Annotated in this window: 14 protein-coding genes; 9 read left to right on the top strand and 5 right to left on the bottom strand. The window is 31.8% G+C overall.

What is annotated here, in order from left to right; translation table 11 throughout:
• Window positions 1-1,080 carry a chorismate-binding protein gene (locus tag Q1A73_RS04125; RefSeq protein ID WP_299601959.1) on the top strand — a complete coding sequence of 360 codons (1,080 nt, stop codon included), beginning with the start codon at window positions 1-3 and terminating at the stop codon, window positions 1,078-1,080.
• 77 nt (window positions 1,081-1,157) lie between these two features.
• On the opposite strand, the gene Q1A73_RS04120 is transcribed toward Q1A73_RS04125, so the two are convergent.
• A complete protein-coding gene (locus Q1A73_RS04120; RefSeq protein WP_299601957.1) occupies window positions 1,158-1,547 on the bottom strand; it encodes a nuclear transport factor 2 family protein in 390 nt (129 codons plus the stop codon).
• Window positions 1,548-1,683: 136 nt separating this feature from the next.
• On the opposite strand from Q1A73_RS04120, the gene Q1A73_RS04115 reads away from it, so the two are divergent.
• The 4 genes from Q1A73_RS04115 to Q1A73_RS04100 all read left to right on the top strand — a co-directional run bounded on the left by Q1A73_RS04115 (window position 1,684) and on the right by Q1A73_RS04100 (window position 5,870).
• On the top strand, window positions 1,684-2,574 hold the full coding sequence (locus Q1A73_RS04115) for a LysR family transcriptional regulator (RefSeq protein WP_299601955.1): 891 nt from the start codon (window positions 1,684-1,686) through the stop codon (window positions 2,572-2,574).
• 186 nt (window positions 2,575-2,760) lie between these two features.
• Complete coding sequence (menD, locus tag Q1A73_RS04110) at window positions 2,761-4,485, top strand: 2-succinyl-5-enolpyruvyl-6-hydroxy-3-cyclohexene-1-carboxylic-acid synthase (protein ID WP_299601953.1); 1,725 nt, start codon at window positions 2,761-2,763, stop codon at window positions 4,483-4,485.
• A 103-nt stretch (window positions 4,486-4,588) separates the two neighbouring features.
• Window positions 4,589-4,930 carry a DUF2853 family protein gene (locus Q1A73_RS04105; RefSeq protein WP_299601950.1) on the top strand — a complete coding sequence of 114 codons (342 nt, stop codon included), beginning with the start codon at window positions 4,589-4,591 and terminating at the stop codon, window positions 4,928-4,930.
• 106 nt (window positions 4,931-5,036) lie between these two features.
• A complete protein-coding gene (locus tag Q1A73_RS04100; RefSeq protein WP_299601947.1) occupies window positions 5,037-5,870 on the top strand; it encodes a S1-like domain-containing RNA-binding protein in 834 nt (277 codons plus the stop codon).
• Window positions 5,871-5,900: 30 nt separating this feature from the next.
• Here the strand turns inward: Q1A73_RS04100 and Q1A73_RS04095 are convergent, their stop codons facing one another.
• Window positions 5,901-6,377 (bottom strand): hypothetical protein, encoded by a 477-nt coding sequence (locus Q1A73_RS04095; protein WP_299601944.1) that lies wholly within the window; start codon window positions 6,375-6,377, stop codon window positions 5,901-5,903.
• Window positions 6,378-6,544: 167 nt separating this feature from the next.
• Here Q1A73_RS04095 and Q1A73_RS04090 point away from each other — a divergent pair, with 167 nt between their 5' ends.
• The 3 genes from Q1A73_RS04090 to Q1A73_RS04080 all read left to right on the top strand — a co-directional run bounded on the left by Q1A73_RS04090 (window position 6,545) and on the right by Q1A73_RS04080 (window position 8,937).
• Window positions 6,545-7,387: a 1,4-dihydroxy-2-naphthoyl-CoA synthase gene (locus Q1A73_RS04090; RefSeq protein WP_299601941.1), complete on the top strand. Its 843-nt coding sequence runs from the start codon at window positions 6,545-6,547 to the stop codon at window positions 7,385-7,387.
• Window positions 7,388-7,480: 93 nt separating this feature from the next.
• The gene (locus Q1A73_RS04085) at window positions 7,481-8,272 is read left to right on the top strand and encodes a hypothetical protein (protein WP_299601938.1); all 792 of its coding nucleotides are present in this window, start codon (window positions 7,481-7,483) and stop codon (window positions 8,270-8,272) included.
• A gap of 50 nt (window positions 8,273-8,322) precedes the next feature.
• Window positions 8,323-8,937, top strand: coding sequence for a hypothetical protein (locus Q1A73_RS04080; protein WP_299601936.1), 615 nt, complete (start codon window positions 8,323-8,325; stop codon window positions 8,935-8,937).
• Window positions 8,938-8,956: 19 nt separating this feature from the next.
• On the opposite strand, the gene Q1A73_RS04075 is transcribed toward Q1A73_RS04080, so the two are convergent.
• Window positions 8,957-11,371 carry an alpha-ketoacid dehydrogenase subunit alpha/beta gene (locus tag Q1A73_RS04075; protein WP_299601934.1) on the bottom strand — a complete coding sequence of 805 codons (2,415 nt, stop codon included), beginning with the start codon at window positions 11,369-11,371 and terminating at the stop codon, window positions 8,957-8,959.
• 324 nt (window positions 11,372-11,695) lie between these two features.
• Between Q1A73_RS04075 and Q1A73_RS04070 the strand changes: the two genes are divergently transcribed.
• Window positions 11,696-12,403 carry a hypothetical protein gene (locus Q1A73_RS04070; protein ID WP_299601931.1) on the top strand — a complete coding sequence of 236 codons (708 nt, stop codon included), beginning with the start codon at window positions 11,696-11,698 and terminating at the stop codon, window positions 12,401-12,403.
• A gap of 29 nt (window positions 12,404-12,432) precedes the next feature.
• Here Q1A73_RS04070 and Q1A73_RS04065 read toward each other — a convergent pair whose 3' ends face one another.
• On the bottom strand, window positions 12,433-15,258 hold the full coding sequence (locus tag Q1A73_RS04065) for a metalloprotease (protein ID WP_299601928.1): 2,826 nt from the start codon (window positions 15,256-15,258) through the stop codon (window positions 12,433-12,435).
• Window positions 15,255-16,505, bottom strand: a complete 1,251-nt coding sequence (locus tag Q1A73_RS04060; RefSeq protein ID WP_299601925.1) for a T9SS type A sorting domain-containing protein — start codon at window positions 16,503-16,505, stop codon at window positions 15,255-15,257. The genes Q1A73_RS04065 and Q1A73_RS04060 overlap by 4 nt, the downstream gene beginning before the upstream one ends.
• Window positions 16,506-16,529: the final 24 nt, after the last annotated feature.

Raw genomic sequence — 16,529 nt, 5'->3', positions numbered from 1 at the left:
ATGGATATTTCAGAGCTATACCTGAAAATCCAATCACAATTGGATCAGCAATTACCTTTAGTGGTCTATAAAAAACCAGGTACGAATGAGGTGAATTGTTTTCTACAAAATGATGACTATTTACATGAGGTGAGTTCATATGATAGTTCTGGTTTTGTTTTTGCGCCTTTTAGCAATTCTGAAAAGACAGTAATTATTCCGGATACGGAGAGTTCTTTTTTTACATCAATTATTCCTTTTACTCCTAAAAACTTAAAGTATGTTTCGAAGAATTCTTCTAATGTTTTTGTAGAAGATGAAGAAAGACAAGCTCATATATCACTAGTGAATAGTGGAATAAAAGCAATTGAAAATAATTCTTTTAGAAAAGTTGTGCTTTCTAGAAAAGAAGAAGTTCCTTTTTCGCAATCTAATGCGTTAGAGGTTTTTAAACGCCTGGTTGATTTGTACGCTAATGCCTTCGTGTATTTTTGGTATCATCCTAAGATTGGAATGTGGTTAGGAGCGACTCCAGAAACTTTGTTGCACATCGATGGTGATAATTTTTCGACCATGTCATTAGCAGGAACGCAACCTTATAAAGGATCCATGGAAGTCTCTTGGGGAGCAAAAGAAATCGAAGAGCAGGCTATGGTAACGGAGTTTGTAATGAAAGAACTTACTAAAAATGTAAATGCTATCCGTAGATCCGAATCTTATACGCATAAAGCAGGAACCCTTCTTCATCTTAAAACCGACATTACTGGAACGCTTAAAAGCAGTCCACAGAACATAAAAAATATTATCGAAGTTTTACACCCAACTCCTGCAGTATGTGGTTTACCAAAAGAAGAAGCTCGATCTTTTATTCTACACAATGAAGGATATGATAGAAAATATTACACTGGTTTTTTAGGAGAATTACATCGCTATAAAAATGGCGCATCTTCATCAAGTCTATTTGTAAATTTGAGATGTATGGAAATTCGTAAGGATCAAACACTATTGTATGTTGGAGGAGGTATTACCAAAGATTCTATTCCAGAAAAAGAATGGGAAGAAACTGTAAAGAAGACCGAAACTATGAAAAGAGTTCTGTGATTCAATAACCTTACGAATGGAGATTGATCTTTTTTTACTTCATTTTTTGTTATGAATTAGTCGTAAATATTTACAAACTAATTAATCTCTTTTTCCAAATGCCATATTTTGGAAACAATTTGCCAACCTTTTTCTCCATTAACAAAAGCAAGGTGGTCAACAAACACATTCCTATGTGCTCTAATTCTAATTTTCACAGTCGTACAATGAGAAGACAACCAGTCAATCATTAAAATTTCTGCTTCAGGTTTCTGTCCAGCATCCGCAGGAGATAATCGGCTTTCTACATCTTTACTGAAGCTGTCTATAGGTTCAATAAAAATCTTTCCTTGGTCTACATCGAATAAACTAGAACTTTTATGAAATACCTGGTTTAGTAGTTTGATATCACAATAATACAATGCATCGAAGTACATTTGTATAGCATCTAGCAATGCTGTAGTAGAATTAGTTTTTTGCTTTTGCATAATTTCTAAGGTTTAATTTTTGTCAAAATTAGTTTGATTGTTTTATCGTACTAGATTATAAGATTGAGACATTTTAATTCTTAGCTGAATTATTTTCAACTAGTTCATAGGCCATGAATAGTTAACTTTGTTCTGTATGGAAATCAAGTATTTTAGATTAATAAAAACAATTGTAGAAGAAGGGAGTATCGCTAGTTCTTCTGAAAAACTGTTTTTAACACAATCTGCTTTAAGTCATCAATTGAGAGAACTTGAATCAAGGTTGGGATTTAAGGTTTTTCTGAGAACTAGAAATAAATGGAAATTAACAGATGAGGGTTATGAGCTCTATAATTTGGGAAACACAATTCTGGATAGTATTGAAAAAGGTTTTGAAAATATTAAACAGTTACAGGCTGGTTCAACTGGTACTATAAAGGTAAGTACTGAATGTTATAGTTTTTATCAAGGTCTTCCGGATTTTATTCAGAAAATGGCCTTATTGTATCCAAAAATACATGTTGATTTGATTCTTGAAGCAACACATCAGCCTATTTCTAAAATGTTGTCAAATGAAATAGATATTGCTATTGTTACTTCCAAACCACAAAATGAAACCTTATCAAGCATTGAGGTTTATGAAGATGAGATTTTTGCAATTATGCATAAAGAAAGTCTATATGAATCTGTTGATTTTGTAGATGCTGATTTTTTTTCTAGTACACATTTAATAATTCATTCTTTTCCATTGGAAACAGTTTCTGTATATGAACACTATTTAAAACCAAATGGAATTCATCCATTAAAAATATCCGCTATACCCTTAACTGAAGTTGCTTTAGAAATGATCGCTGCCAATATGGGGATTATGTGTATGCCAAAATGGGCACTAAAATCTTTTAAATTATCAGAAGATTTGATTTTTAAAAGGATTGGTGAAAATGGTTTAAAAAGAATACATCATTTAGTATTTCGAAAATCTGATGTGTCACAAAAGTATATCCACGATTTTATTTCGAATTTTGAAGATCATTTTTCAAAGATTTGACTTGCTATCTTCTTCGTGAAAAGGTTTATTTAAAGCTGGTATACCTCTATATAATTGAAGGTGTTTGTCGTTAAAGTATTTAAGTATTTTCAGTGGTTTCTTAAATAGCAAAACTTTAAAAATTAGATTAAAATACATTAAAAAGATTGGCTTTACTTATCCCTATATCGTAATTTAGCAATTCGAATGAAGAAACGTTTATATTCCAAAATTCCTTTATCGCAAACTATCGTTGCCTTATGTGAGGCAAAAGGAATTCATCATGTTGTTATATCTCCAGGATCTAGAAATGCACCCTTAACAATTGGTTTTACAGAAAATCCAGAAATGCAATGTTATAGCATTGTAGATGAAAGGTGCGCTGCTTTCTTTGCCTTGGGTATCGCACAACAAATTAGAAAACCAGTAGCGTTGGTATGTACTTCGGGTAGTGCTCTGCTAAATTATTATCCAGCTATTTCAGAAGCTTTTTATAGTGATATTCCCTTAGTTATCTTAAGTGCTGATCGTCCTGTCGAAAGGATAGATATCGGAGATGGTCAGACCATACGCCAGAAAAATGTTTTTGATAATCATATTTTGTATTCCGCAAATTTATATTCTGAAATTGTGCCAGAAACCGCAATAGAAGATATTAAAGTAAAGCAGAAACAACACGAAGCGCAAAAGCATAATGAACGAGAAATCAATTTAGCATTAAATGTTGCTATTCAAGAAAACGGACCAGTACACATTAATGTTCCTTTTTACGAACCTTTATATGATACGCTAGAGAAGCCTACAGTTTTTCCAAAAAACATTCCAGTTGAGTTTACAGAACATCGCATATCAAAAACGTTATATGCTAATATGTTGGATGAATGGAATGGGGCTAATCGAAAGTTGATACTAATTGGAGTTAATTATCCGAACGTTATTGATCAGAAATGGATTGATCTTTTGGCCAAAGATCCTTCGGTGTTAGTACTTACTGAAACTACTTCTAATATTCATCATGATTCTCATATCAATTGTATTGATCAGTTGATTACCGCTTTAGATGAAAATGATTTTATGAAGCTACAGCCAGATGTTTTACTAACATTTGGAGGCATGGTTGTATCTAAAAGAATCAAAGCTTTCTTAAGAAAGTATCAGCCCAAAGTACATTGGCATATAGATGAGAAAAAGGCATATGACACTTATTTTTGTCTTACTGAGCATATAAAAATGAATCCAAATAAGTTTTTGTTGGATTTTTTACCGAAAACAACGGTGACTGTTAATGATTATAAATCCTATTGGATTTCAGTTAGAGAGGACCGACGCGCAAAGCATAAAGAATATGTTCAGAAAGTAGATTTTACAGATTTAAAAGCATTTGAAGCAATATTTGATGCAATTCCGGATCATCAAATGATTCAACTAAGTAATAGTTCTACAGTAAGGTATGCTCAGTTGTTCTCCTTAAATCCATCTTTGAAGGTGTTTTGTAATCGCGGTACCAGCGGTATCGATGGTAGTACTTCTACGGCAATTGGAGCGGCTGTGGTATCAAATAAACCTACAACCTTACTAACAGGTGATTTGAGCTTTTTTTATGATAGTAATGGATTATGGAATAATTATATGCCTTCAAACTTTAAGATCATTCTTATTAATAATGGAGGAGGAGGTATCTTTAGAATTTTACCTGGTAAATCTGAGAGCGATAACTTTAGTACATATTTTGAAACAAAACATGATTTAACTGCAGAACAGTTATGTACTATGTTCCAAATAGATTATCATGAAGCGGATGAATTAGATACTTTATTAGAAAAACTTCAAGAACTTTATAAAAATAATGAATCGCCACAACTCTTAGAGGTTTTTACACCTCGAAAAGTAAATGATAGTGTTTTAATCGATTATTTTAAGCATTTTATCTAAAAAATCGTTTTTATTATAATTTATAAATGAATTATTCATTTATAAATAGATTATATTTGAGATAACATAATAAATTAACTAAAACCTAAAACATTATCATTTTATGAGCAAGAGAGACGATTTAATTGCTAAGTACGCAGCTGACCTTAAAGATAAAATTGGACAAGAGCCAGATATGGATCTTTTAACGAAAGTAACTATTGGTTGCGGTCCTTCTATTTATAATGCAGACGCTTCTACAGTTTCTGGTAGTGATCAGAGTGAGTTAGACACTGTAAAAAACAATTTCCTTATTAAAAAATTAGGTCTTTCTGATGGAGATAAGTTAGATGAAGCGATTGCTTCTGTAATGGAAGCTTACGGAAAGTCTAATAGAAACAAGTACAGAGCTGTTGTGTACTATCTTTTAACAAAGCATTTCGGAAAAGAAGCTATCTACAACTAGTAGATCAGTAGAAAAAACACAGAAAAGGTGCCGATTTAGGCACCTTTTTCTTTTTTAATATATTCAGGTTAATTAAAAAAGTATCTTTGCGCCAAAATATCAGACAATGCTTAAACTAGGTGAGTATAATACATTAGAATTTGTACGAGAAAGAGATCAGGGTGTATACCTTAGTGATGATGAAGGAAATGAAGTCTTATTGCCTAATAAATATGTACCGAATCAGTTTATGATTCGTGATGAAATCAAAGTATTTGTATACTTGGATCATGAAGAGCGTATCGTGGCAACTACCTTAGAGCCTTTTGCAACAGTCAATTCTTTTGCTTATCTAAAATGTACGACAGTTTCAGAAATTGGAGCATTTATGGATTGGGGATTAGAAAAAGAACTTTTTGTCCCGTTTAGAGAACAGGCTTCCAAAATGCGAGTAGGTAGCTGGTATCTTGTTTATGTATACTTGGATAAAGAAACGAATAGATTAGTGGGTTCTAGTAAAACGAATAGATTTTTAGATAATTCTTTGGTATTACTCTCTTCATATGATGAGGTTGATTTAATAGCTTCTCATCCTTCTCCGCATGGATGGAATATGATTGTGAATCAAAAATATTTAGGTTTAGTATATCAAGATGAAATTTTTCAGAAGTTGACTACTGGAGATCAGCTTAAAGGTTTTGTAAAAAAAGTACGACCAGACGGTAAAATAGATCTTACTTTGCAGAGACATGGGTATAGGTCTATCGAGCCAAATGCTGAACAAATACTTAAAGAATTAAAATTACAAGGTGGATTTATTGATTTGAATGATAAGTCAGATCCCGATGATATTAAAGAAGTTTTTCAATTAAGTAAAAAAAGTTTCAAGAAGGCTATTGGGTCTTTGTATAAAGCCAAAAAGATAATCATCGAAAAAGATGGAATTCGCTTAGTAGAATAACTATTTAATAGATGTTCATAGCGTATGAGATTAGTACGTTAAAGGCACACCAGTTACTGGACAATAAATACCAGTATACGTGCTGGCATCTCGATAAGCATTATTTTTAATACCACCGTTACTAGTATTGGAATTATTGTATCCTCCGTTTCCAGTAATAGATACCCTGAAAGCACCTTGTGGTGTAGCGGTTGGAATTGCAACATGGTATTCAGATTGCACAAATTTATTCTCAGGAAGTAATAAGATTGGTGTTTCGTTTTTTAAATGTTGTTTTCGTAAATCTACAGCTAAGTTAATTTCCATTAACTGATAATTTCCAGTTGCTATAGTTTGTCTTGTATAAGAAAGGGAAGGTATAATTTCTTTGTGTTCCAAAGTGTATTTAGAATCAATTTCAGAAATATGATCGCCTATTGCTTCCCATGATACCTTAAGGGTAGGATTTTCTTGTCCAAAAGAAGAAAAACTAAAACAAACTAAGAGTATTCCAATAAAAAATCTCATAACTATAATTATCTGTTGCTGACTAAATTATCAAAAATCATGCAAATCTGTTGTTAATTTACATAAAAGATATAAAAATATTGCTGTTTTAACTTGATTTAACTAAGCTAATGATATAGCTTGATACAATATATTGTATTATTTTTGATAGCGCTAAAAAAAATATAATGAGTTCAATAAACTGGAAAACTGCAAAAGAATATCAAGATATAACTTTTAAAAAATCAAATGGTGTCGCTAGGATAGCATTCAATCGACCAAATGTTAGAAATGCTTTTAGACCAAATACTACTAGTGAATTATACGATGCATTTTATGATGCACAAGAAGATACTTCTATTGGTGTAGTATTACTTTCTGCTGAAGGTCCTTCTACAAAAGATGGTGTTTATAGTTTTTGTAGTGGAGGAGATCAAAAAGCCAGAGGTCACCAAGGATATGTTGGACAAGATGGTATGCATAGGCTAAATATCTTGGAGGTACAACGTTTGATCCGTTTTATGCCTAAGGTAGTTATTGCTGTAGTACCAGGATGGGCAGTAGGAGGTGGTCATAGTTTGCATGTGGTTTGTGATCTTACGCTTGCTAGTAAAGAGCATGCAATTTTTAAACAAACCGATGCGGATGTAACAAGTTTTGATGGAGGTTATGGATCTGCTTACCTAGCGAAAATGGTAGGTCAGAAAAAAGCTCGCGAAATATTCTTTTTAGGAAGAAATTATTCTGCTCAAGAAGCTTATGAAATGGGTATGGTGAATGCGGTGATTCCTCATGATGAATTAGAAGATACCGCATACCAATGGGCTCAGGAAATTTTAGAAAAATCTCCTACGTCTATAAAAATGTTGAAATTTGCTATGAATTTAACAGATGATGGAATGGTTGGCCAGCAGGTATTTGCTGGAGAGGCAACTAGATTAGCGTATATGACAGAAGAAGCTAAAGAAGGGAGAGATGCATTCTTAGAAAAAAGAAAACCTAATTTCAAAGATATAAAGTGGATACCTTAAGATTATGAGGTATCTAGATGAATCGAGAAAATTATATGAAGAGAACATTTTTATAATTAATTTATTTTCAGATAATTAATAAAATTTAAACGTGTGAAAGATAAAGAAGACGAATTACTATCAGTACAATATAGGATTGAAAAATCTGGTATGAAGCAGCAAAAGCTGGAAAATCGTCTTGTAACTATTTCGGATGAGTTAAAGAGGAGTAAAAGGAATAGTTTGATATTCATGATCTTCTTTTTGCTTGTAATTGCTGGAATGTCTTTCGGTATGTATTATTTAAGTAAGGATGATTCAAAATTCATTTCTGATGAAAGTGTGGATGCTAAAGCAGATATGGATAGGATTCAACAGATGAATGATTCTCTAAAGGATGAATTAACTAAATTAAAATCTGATATTTTAATCTACAAACAAAACTTAAAAACAGGCTCAGACGATATAGAAAATATCATGCTTTCTGATAGTTTAAATTTGGTTGATTCTACAAATTCAAAAAAGAAAAAATACACAAAACAACATTGCTACGTAAAAAGAGTATTTAGGAATAATGGAGTTATTTTTATAGAGGCTGATTTTATTGAATTTTATAAAGGAAAGAAAGCCGTTAAAAAAGCGAAAGAAAATAATGATGCAGAATATGATATAGACAAGAATGGTGATACTTTATATTTTTTGTATAATAACTATTATGTGTCTAACTTAAATACAAAGTTGAGGAGGTTAGAATTAAATGATAAAGTTCGTATTCAGAACTTGAATCAAATTTCTAAAGGATTTCCTTTAAAAGCTTTTGAGAAGATTATTTCTGATAATCCTATTATGGTATTAGAGATGCAAGATGGTATTGTGTATAGGATTACTAAGCAGAAATTACCCTGATATGAATTAGAACCTAATAAACCTATAATTTTAGTTAATACCCAGTAAAGATGCCAGACATTAAAAATGAAGATCTTTTATCACTGCACTATCAGATAGAAAAGGCTGAAGTAGAGCAGCGTAAATTAGAGGATCTTTTAAATGAAAGATCTGCTGAACTAAAAAGAAATCGAGCATCTAAGTTTATGTTTAAAGTATTGTGTTCGGTCTTATTGATCTCTACAATAGCATTAATTATTTATGTAGTATTTTGGGTGAGCGATGAAACTCCTATCGTAAAAGTTAATAATAAAGAATTCTCTTCTTTTCAATCTGAAATTAATGGGCTCAAAAATGAATTGAACCAGTTAAAAAATGAGCAAACGCAGATTAATGAATTAAAAGATTTGTATTTGTTTAGAGATTTGATAAAAAAAGACACAGTATATTCTGTTCAAATTCAAACATTTACAGATAATAAGATTACATCTATTTCAGAGAAATATACTAATACACTAATTTATACAGATACGTCTTTCTATAAATTTAGCCTAGGAATTTTTGAGACATTAAAAGAGGCTCAAGAATTCAGGAAAATTCTTCTTAGATCTAGTGTAATCGACAAAAATATCTTCGTTATTTCATATGCTGATGGAAAACGCATACGAATCGAGGATCCTTTTTAGTATACTTATAATCTGTTCGTTATCTTAGCTTAGGGAAATTAGCAGGATTTACTTCATTCATTATATCGTATACTTTTTCAAAGATATCTTCAGAAGAAGGTTTACTGAAATAATCACCATCAGTTCCAAAAGCTGGTCTGTGTGGTTGAGCACTTAATGTTTGTGGTTCACTATCTAAATACTGATAGATGTTTTGCTCATCTATTAATTTATGTAAAATATAACCAGTAGCACCTCCAGGAACATCTTCATCAATAACTAAAACTCTATTTGTTTTCGCGATACTTTTAACGATATCATGATTTAAATCAAAAGGAATCAGAGATTGCACATCGATTACTTCTGCATTAATACCTACAGAAAGTAATTCTTTAGCTGCCTGTTCCACAAGTCGTAAAGTAGAGCCATAGGATACTAAGGTAATATCTGTACCTTCTTTTATGGTTTCTACTACACCTAATGGTGTTCTTATTTCCGATAGGTTAGAAGGCATTTTTTCTTTAAGACGATATCCATTTAAACATTCTACTACCACTGCAGGTTCGTCACTATCTAATAGTGTGTTATAAAAACCAGCTGCTTTAGTCATATTTCTTGGAACTAAAATATGGATACCTCTTAATAAATGTATGAGTCCACCCATTTGTGAACCACTATGCCAGATTCCTTCTAATCTATGGCCTCTTGTTCTTACGATTAGTGGAGCTTTTTGTTTAGCAAATGTTCTATATCGTAGGGTTGCTAGATCATCACTTAATCCCTGTATACAGTATAAAATATAATCTAGGTACTGAATTTCAGCAATTGGTCTAAGTCCTCTCATTGCCATTCCAATTCCCTGACCTATAATAGTAGCCTCTCTAATCCCAGCATCAGAAACTCTAATTTCACCGAATTTTTGCTGTAAACCTTCTAAACCTTGGTTTACATCTCCAATTTTACCACTATCTTCTCCAAATATTAAGGATTCAGGAACTCTACTGAATATCTGATCAAAGTTATCTCTAAGGATAACACGTGCGTCAACTTCTTCAGCATTTTCTGAGTACTCAGGTTTTACTTCTTTTATATTAGTAGCATTACTATCAAAATCGTTGTAGAGATGATCACTGTATTTTGGTTGAATTTCATCAATATAATTATTGACCCAATTTTGTAATGCAGTTTTTTCTGGGTAATTCTCTTTTACAATATAGCGTAGTGCTTTTCTCGTTGCTTCTAATATATCTTTACGGATGGGTTCATCCTTTTCTGCTAATATTGTAATAAGTGGAGTTATAAAATTCTTATTAGCACTTTTGCCTTCAACTGCTTTTAGTACTCCTAATGCTTGTTGCTGTTCTTCCTTTATTTCAGAAAGATATGCGTTCCAAGCAGCAGTTTTTCCTTTTCTAACATCTTTCTTACAGGACTTTTCTAATTCAAGCAATTCTTCTGCAGTAGCAATATTATGCTCTATAATCCATTCCTTGAATTTTTTATTACAATCGTGTTCACGTTCCCAATTAAGTCGTTCTTCACTTTTATATCTTTCATGAGAACCAGAGGTAGAATGTCCTTGCGGTTGTGTTAATTCTTTTACATGAATAATAACAGGAATATGCTGTTCTCTTGCTAAATCTTCAGCGGTTTCATAGGCTTCTACCAATGCTGGGTAATCCCAACCATTTACAACAATAATCTCGTATCCTTCATGTTTCTCGTCGCGTCTAAATCCTTCAAGGATCAAGGAGATATTTTCTTTTGTTGTTTGATGTTTTGCATGTACCGAAATACCATATTCATCGTCCCACATGCTAATCACCATAGGAACTTGTAAAACTCCACCAGCATTTACAGTTTCCCAAAAAAGTCCTTCACTAGTACTTGCGTTTCCAATAGTTCCCCAAGCAACTTCATTTCCATTGATAGAAAAGTTAGTAAAGTCTGCAACACTTTTTTCGTTACGATATACTTTAGAAGCTTGCGCTAATCCAAGAAGTCTTGGCATCTGACCAGCAGTAGGAGAGATATCGGAACTTGAATTTTTCTGTTGTGTTAAGTTTTTCCAGGTTCCATCTTCATTAAGACTATGAGTTGCAAAATGACCACCCATCTGTCTTCCAGCAGCAAAAGGTTCTTTTTCTATATCTGTGTGTGCATAGAGTCCTGCAAAAAACTCTTCGATGCTATATTGATCAATAGCCATCATAAAAGTTTGATCTCGATAGTATCCTGATCTGAAATCACCATCGCGAAAAACTCTTGCCATTGCCAATTGAGGTAATTCTTTACCTCCACCAAAAATTCCGAATTTAGACTTTCCTGTGAGTACTTCTCGTCGTCCTAACAAACTACACTCTCTACTAATTAAAGCTACTTTGTAATCTCTAAGTATTTGATTTCTATATTCTTCGAAAGAAATATTAGGTGTAATAGTTGTTTCAGGCTGCATGTGAACGATTTTTTACGGTGTGCAAATTTAGCCAAAAATAAGACCAATTCCAAGATTTGAAGTCTTAAATTTATTAAGGATAATTCAGCTAATTAACCTTTTTGTTATTGAATTCTTTTTTTGGGTTGTTTTTTTAAGATTGAATTAACAAATATTCAAAATTTTCACATTTAAAAGTTTTATTCTTATTTATAGGGTTTATAAGTATTTTCTTTCATTAATCAGAAAAAAAAGTATAACTTAGAATCGAAATGCAATAAACAACTTCACAATATGACATATGGTAATACTTTGTTATTGTGAATTTCATAAACATTATTTTTTTTGAAGAAAAACAACCCAACCGATATATTATTCTATATTTCATTTGCTATTGTTGCAGTAATAGCGGGTTTTTTCGATAAGAAATATTTAGTTTTTGCGTTACCTATAATGATAATTTCTATTGGAATCGGTTACGTTAAAAATGTTGAAAAGGTTAATATTTGGTATATAATTAGTTTATTATCAATGATTGTTTGTGATATTTTGATTTATTCTGATTTCGTGGGTAATTTTTCAATTATATGTTTACTCACTGCATGCTATTTTCTCATGTGTTCTCTAGCTTTAAGGAAATATGTGGCTTTTAGAGCTATTACTAAGAATACTTTTTGGTCAATACCACTTATTGTGAGTGCTGCGCTTATCGCTTATTTGATCGTATCTATATTTAATTTACTGGTTGATATGGTTAAGGACGCTATTTTGGAAGTAGTTATATGTTTGTTTTTTTCTACAACGCATATATTAATTTCTTATATGATTTATAAACGGGATACCTATAAAGAGGCTTTTAAATTAATAGTGGTTTCTTGTTTGTGTATTTTTATAGTATCACTACTTCCCATAAACGAAATGTTTTATTCTAATAACATTTTTACTGTTTTGGTTAACATTGCTCATGTGTTGAGCTTATATTTATTCATGCAATTTCTGATAAAAACGCATCCCGAAAAGGATGTTACAGAAAAGACTAAGAAGTATTTGTAATTTCTTGATCTATACTCTGATAATTGGGTTTAGTACCATTCTCTTGTGAAGAGTCCTATTAATGTTTGTGGACTGAGTGTAATTATAAAACGGATTTTTTCATCATAGTTTGGTTGATTAATTTCAAAACCATTATTAGAAACAACAGGGAAGAAGAGTTCAAAATAATCTGCTACTAAGCTTACTCGTACTCCCGCATCATAGACAAATTTAGGTGATACACCTCGATTTTTTACGAAACCTACATCTCCATAAGCATAAATCCAATTCCAGATATTAGTATTCGCATTTAGCGTAGTGATCCATTGATTTGCAAATGGATAGTCTAATTGAGATTTGAAACCACCTTCAGCTATGATTATTTGTTGACTTACCAAGCCTGTTTCTTCACTACGTCCTAAATAGCTAAAATCAAAAAGATAATCGGTAGGTCGATCTAGTGCAAAACTGAAGAAATCGCCATCTCTTTCGGTATCATTAAATATAAAAGCGCCTGCAAACAACCTTAAATTTAATTGTCTATTGTTTAGAAAAACCTTTCTATAGTTTATGGTTGTTGATATTTTACTAAAGTTTTTGGCTAGCTGATAATCAATTATATATGAATTGAAATCTAAAAGATTAAAATCAGAATATCTGTATCTTACATTAAAAACACTGTAGTCTGGTGTTTCTACTGGATTGTTTTCGGCTCGATCTCTAAATACGTTTACGCTTCTAATGGATAATCTTTGTGTTTCATTTGATCTTAAATCCTGAGGTCTCCAAAGGAAATTTACGGAAGGAGAAAAACGTCTAAATAATAAATCTGGAGCATAACTAAACGTACTTCCACTAAAAGCGTAGCGAATCTGGTATAACCCGTAATCCGCTATTTGATCTCTATATTGAAAAAATGCAGAACCAATTAATTTCTTCGAAAGAAAACCATAACTAGGAGTAATCCTATAATCAAAATCTCTTCTAATAAAGGTTTTATTATAAAATTTGGATCCAATAGTAAGTCCGTCGTAAACATTAAACTCAAATTCTGGAATATAAAAAATCTGGCTTCGAGTGGGATCTTCTACATCTTGTAAAAACCTCAATTGAATAGGTTTATTAAAAAGGCCTTTAATATTTCTATGATTATTTCTTCTATTTACTTCAGGAATGTTTTGATCATAATCCAAAACCAATTTATCAATATCTTCATTAGCTATTTTTACCTTTTTCTTTCCAACGATATTAGTAACCCAAGTTTTAGAAACTAATTGACCATCTCTTAAACCTGCTATGGAGACAGGCATTGCATTGTTTCTTTTGTTTTTTATAGTAATCTCAAGTGAGTCCTTCCTTTTTTTGACGGACTTAATCTTAAAATCTAATTTTTCATTAGTAGGAATAAAATCTTCAAAAAACCAATCGATATTTTTAGGAGTCAGGCTATTTAATAGTTTTTCAAATTCTTTAGAAGAGGTAAGCTTTAAAGTATTATTCGTATAGAATTGTCTAACAGCGTCTTCCAGGATATTGTCGTCTTCTAAATAGTCTTCCAAATATTTAAAACCGACTCCAGCCTTATAAGCATTTGCAATATTACTATTAAATTTCACTAATTTATCTTGTGGTTCTGTGAGTGGTTGATCTAGGAATAACCTAGCCATATTTTTATATCCTAGAAAATATTGATCATTAAAATCTAAGTCTGCTGCATGAAACCATCGTATTCCTATAATTTTACTTAAACTACCTATGATTTTCATATCAGGATAATACTGATCGGTATATGCCATCATTATATGTATATGAATGGCATCTTTTATCCAGGCATCGTATCTAGGGTTTACAAGTAAGGTTTTTTCTAGATATGCTTCGGTGATCGATTTTAATTGCTTGATTTCGTATTGAAAACCATCAGGAAATGGTCTAAGAATATCAGGAAGTTGATTTAGACCATAAACTGGATTATTCTTATAGTCGTTTTCAGAAACTAATATTTTATCAAATGGATAGGGGCCAAGACGGTCTTCTAAAAACTTTATAATTCTTTTAGAAGCTACACTCTTCATATCTGGCATTAAATCATTATCGTCGATGTTGCTAATGAGTTTTACACCATTCATTTTAAAATCATAAAATGAATTTGTTTGTTCTAAGTAGAGGTTTACTTCGTTTCTATTTTTTCCGGTTAGTTGTATAGTTTTACTTTCTTCGTTATCAGAAATAAGTTCATTTTGATCTAATTCACTGGTAAGGCTATAGTTGCTAGGAAAGGTGAAATTAATCTGAAAGTCGGCTATTGGAGCATATAGATCGTCCAGGTTTTTATGACTATATACTTGCCAATCTTCGTTATGTACTGCAGGAACTATATACCAGTACTTTAAACTAAAATCTCCATTTTTATGGTATCCATATCTAGTAAATTTTTCACTAGGTAATTTTACTTTATATTCAAGGTTAAATACAAAGCTTTCTCCAGGAAGGAGTTCATTATCAATAGTAAGCCTGATGATATCTGGTAGTTTATTATAACGCTCAAAAGTAAGACTATTTCCAGATACATCTGTAATAGCTGCTATAGCGGTAGCACCACGTTCGTAGTCTTTTGCAAAATAAAATCGTTTAAGGAAATCTTCGGAAAAACGCTCACCAAGTGGTGTAGTCTTGCTTTCAAAACTGTTTGCCCAGTCATGTAACAAGATTTCCTTTAAAGATTTGTTAGATGTGTTTTTGTAAGTAATCTGCTGATTAATGGTTATAACTTTACTTTCCGCATCTAGGGCAGCATCGATACGGATATCATGCTGTGCTGTTGCAACTTGCAGTATAAAAAAGCTTGTTATTATATGATATATCCTAGAAAGATTCAATTTTTCTTTACAAATTTAATCGTATTACTGCGAACGTTTACTGGAATAAGATAATACATACCGTTACTTAAATCTTCTACAGAAATTGTAGTAGTGCCAGTTCCATTCGCGGAAAATGTTTTCAATTTTTGCCCTAAAGTATTATATATTTCAAAATTTATTGATTCCGAATTGTTACTTATTTGTAAAGATAGTATGTCCTCAATTATAGTACCACTATTTAATTGAATTACATTAGAAACCTCTTCAAAATCAGGTGTAGTAAGAAGCTGTTGATTCGTTTGTAATTCCATAACTACTGGTAAATGATCACTCATATCATATAAGGCTTCTCTTAAATTACTATCATAAACACCAGTGCAGTCTACATCATCAATTCTACGATTGTAGCAATTTCCATTATTACCAAAAGAAAAATATGAGTTTGGAACATATCCTAATTCATCGTTATCTATCATGTTTTCAGAAACTAAGATAAAGTCGAAACGATCATCTAGGCCACCACCGCTTCCGAACTCTCCGAATTCATCACTACTGATTCTCGTACTTTGTGTATGAATACTGGTAAAATTACTGTTACTGCTCCAATCACCAGGTGCGTTTATGGGATCAACTAAAGTAATTTTATTATTAGCATCTAATAATTCTTCATACGCAGGTTCATCGGAAGAATATAAGTTAAGATCTCCAGCAAAAATGACATACGCGTTTTCATCTAAATTACTATAGTTGTCTATGAATTCTTCTACCATATCCAGACGTTTCACTTCATTTTCAACACCTCTACTAGCTTTTAGATGACAAACGAATACTTCAATAGTAATTGGATTGTTTACCTGATCATCAGAAATAAGTTCTAATGTATACCAATTGATGTCTCTTATAGTAGTAGTGATTCTTTGACTTTGTAGTAATTCAAACTTTTGATTATTGTAATATAATAATTGATGTAATTCTACATCAGAATTAGAAAAATTACTTAAAAATGGAGCACTGGAATAATTGTTAGTATCATCATTTAACGAACTGTCTAATATTTCTTTTCCACCTTCTTCAGTTTCTAGTTCGCAAATCATGAATATATCAGGTTCATAACTATCGATAATAGTTTCCAGAATTTCTTCGCGATTTGTTGGAGGCGCCGCAGGGTAATTAAGGACATTATAAAACATAGTTTTAATCGTCTCTTGTCCTAGCGATAATTGGATGAAAAAAAATGTAAAAAGGGGTATGATTATTTTTTTCATTTTGAGTTTGTTGAGTTTGTGTGA

This window comes from uncultured Aquimarina sp. (genome assembly GCF_947492115.1).
Classification (GTDB): domain Bacteria; phylum Bacteroidota; class Bacteroidia; order Flavobacteriales; family Flavobacteriaceae; genus Aquimarina.
Note: the sequence above shows the minus strand (reverse complement) of the source record. Positions and strands in the feature narration are given on the sequence as shown.